This window comes from Nostoc sp. (genome assembly GCF_036919675.1).
Taxonomy (GTDB): domain Bacteria; phylum Cyanobacteriota; class Cyanobacteriia; order Cyanobacteriales; family Nostocaceae; genus Nostoc.
Map to the genome: position 1 here is coordinate 1 of NZ_JBALCP010000111.1, position 2,931 is coordinate 2,931.

The 2,931-nt window shown below is 46.0% G+C and carries 3 protein-coding genes; 1 reads left to right on the forward strand and 2 read right to left on the reverse strand.

All coding sequences use genetic code 11. From position 1 onward, the window contains the following. Window positions 1-61: 61 nt before the first annotated feature. Together V7K49_RS24985 and V7K49_RS24990 are read right to left on the reverse strand one after the other, a co-directional pair. Complete coding sequence (locus tag V7K49_RS24985) at window positions 62-835, reverse strand: 3-oxoacyl-ACP reductase family protein (protein ID WP_335208024.1); 774 nt, start codon at window positions 833-835, stop codon at window positions 62-64. Between the two features lie 636 nt (window positions 836-1,471). Next, entirely contained in the window at window positions 1,472-1,711 is a 240-nt protein-coding gene (locus V7K49_RS24990) for a hypothetical protein (protein ID WP_335208026.1), read from the reverse strand. 580 nt (window positions 1,712-2,291) lie between these two features. Here V7K49_RS24990 and V7K49_RS24995 point away from each other — a divergent pair. After that, a complete protein-coding gene (locus V7K49_RS24995; protein ID WP_335208028.1) occupies window positions 2,292-2,885 on the forward strand; it encodes a LysR family transcriptional regulator in 594 nt (197 codons plus the stop codon). Window positions 2,886-2,931 lie beyond the last annotated feature (46 nt).

Genomic DNA, 2,931 nt, shown 5'->3' on the forward strand with positions numbered 1-2,931 from the left:
TGAAAATGCTCTAAATTGGTTTAATCATTGTGGTCTGTTTGTTGAGCCTATTAGGTAGTTTTTATTGTGGCTGCTTTGAACGCAAACTGCTGTAAGCACTGAACCCTCCATCGATCGTTAAGTTTGCGCCAGTAATGAAAGCTGCTTCGGGACTAGCAAGATACGCAACCATTCCGGCAATTTCCTCAACTGTACCGTAGCGGGGCAATGCCATGAGCTTTTTGAGCATCTGTGCAAATTCACCCTCTGGAGGATTCATGTCAGTTGTGATTGGGCCGGGCTGCACGTTGTTGATTGTAATCCCCCGTGGTCCGAGATCCCGCGCCAACCCTTTTGCTAGCCCTTGCAGCGCAGATTTGCTCATAGCATAAATGCTGCCGCCAGTAAATGGCATCCGTTCGGCATTGGTGCTACCAATATTGATAATGTGCCCGCCCTCTTTCATGTGCTTGACGGCAGCTTGAGTTGCCACAAACACAGCACGCACATTAACGTCAATCGTTCGATCGAAGTCTGCAAGCGTTAGCTCGTCGATTCGGGCGATCGCCAGTACGCTTACGTTATTTACAAGGATATCAATACCGCCTAATTCGGCTACTGTGCGCTCAACTGAAGCAACTACCGAACTGGCATTGGCACTGTCAGCTTTGATCGCGCTCGCCCGAACACCCAAGGTTTGCGCCGCCTGTAAAACTTCTTTGGCGCGATCGGGCGAACTGCTATAGGTGAAAGCGACATCAGCACCTTCACTTGCCAAACGATTAACGATCCCTGTCCCGATGCCACGACTGCCACCAGTGACGAGTGCGCGTTTGTTTTTAAGTGTGTGGCTCATGTTCGTTAAATCCAGATTATTTCAAGGCTTTTTCGGTAATTACACAAAGTTTAGAAAAGAATGGCACTAAGAAAAGCTGAAAGCTCGTCAGGGCAGGGTGTAGGGTTGCGGGTTCGGAAAAAAATCAAGAAAAGTAAATATGAGTGCGAACATAAGTAAAATTCTTTGCTACGCAATGCTGACGCGAACGTTACTACACCCCACACCCCACACCCACTCATCCAGTTCTATCAAGGGTTTGCGCTTAACTTAGTGCCATTCCTCCATGAAGTTTGTCGCTTCTATCACTTTGTCTAGAAAGTGGTGGAGCGGTATTGCTTAGGAGCGTGGATCAAATAGCCTAAGGAGGTGGAGCTTTGGGAAACCCGACCTACAAAAGTCTGACTGTCAGGATGCTTTGAAAGTAGTGTCCGCCGCGTCGACGAAGGGCTGGAACAAGTCTATTGGCCAGTTGGGATCGCTCTTGGAGGTGCGCTCCAGACACTTCCAGACGCCATCGCGACGTTCAAAGATGTCGTCGTAGGTGCCAGTTGAAACGGTTCCAACGTGTTCAGCCTTCCAAGACACGAACCATCGCCAGTGCGCTTCGGCCCTATCACCCAAGCCAGAAATTTCAAACGCGCCTATAGAATGGAATCACTTGTCCATCGGGAAGACGCTGTGTGCGTAGTCGAACATCTGCTTCATGCCCTCAAAACCCTCGAAGGTTGAAGTACGTAGATCGTAGACGTTGAATTTAGCTTCCGGCCAGTAAAGGCGGTTGTAGAGTTCAACCTGCTCGCGTCCCCAACCCTTGTCGATGCAGCGCTGATGCAGGTTGAACTGCTCGAAGATGGTAAAGCGGTCGATCACTGTGAGATCGTTGTTCTGAGACATTAAAGTTTCCCTTGACCTTTTTTTGAATTCAAAATTCAAAATGCAAAATTAGTAAGAAAATTAATTTTGAATTAAGTAATTCTGAGTATAGTAGACCACTGGTTTTAAGAATCAGTGGTCTACAATCAGTGGGGGCTTGAACCCACCACTGATTGCAATATTGAATTGATTTGACATTGAAATTTTTGCGGGCGGCTGCTAACGAGTTGTTAGTGTTCCAGATTTGTTATCAAGACTCCTAAAACGTTCAATGCGTAAATTATTCAGAGAAAAGCAATAAATTTAGAACACCCCCTTTGTTGCTTCAGTCATAGCTATTTCCTTACCTAGAACATCGATTCAGTAATCAGAGTCATCATGAAAAAACCAAGTTTCGTTAGGTTTTAACAAGAAAAATTTAATTGGAAAAGATTTAAAAGCCTTGTTTTTAAATCTTATGTTTTATTAATAAATCGGTGTTCTAGCTAGTTGATAATGCCATCTTCCTCAAATTACATTCATTTCTCATCGTTATACAAGTATCATTTTGTTGATGCTATGTTTCTTCTTAGGAAACTTTAGAACCACAATGGACACGTTAATGAGTATGAAAGTGTTGTGTCGGTTAGTGGAATTAGGAAGTTTTGTGGCAGCCGCTGAGCAGCTCAACTTATCCACAGCCATGACCAGCAAGCATGTGATGCACTTGGAGCGAAACCTTGGCACGCGCTTGTTGAATCGAAGCAGCCGACACCTAAGCCTAACCGAGGCAGGAACGCTCTATTACGAGCAATGCCGCGAAATGCTGGATAACTTGGAAATGGTAGAGGCAGCGGTAAGACGATCAGCCGTCGTCGTGCGTGGTGTACTCAAGATCACTGCCCCAGTTTGGTTCGCCAACCCGTTATTCACCAAAGCTCTGGCGGAGTATCGCTCTCGTTATCCAGACATTGTGCTAGATCTGAGTTTGAACGATCGGATAGTGGATTTAGTAGAAGAAGGGTTTGATCTTGCTTTACGTGTCGTGCACGGCAGTGAGCCTCGTTCTTCACTGCTCACGCGACGCATCTGCCCCATTCCGTTCCTGTTGGTCGGCTCATCTGACTATTTGCAAAAAAATGGACACCCAAAAACTCCCAACGAACTCAGGACTTACGCAACTGGCACAGCGCGATCGCAATTTTATAGTATTTAAGTACTATGTCAAAGTCGCGTACCCAGAGGGCATTGCTGAAATTAAT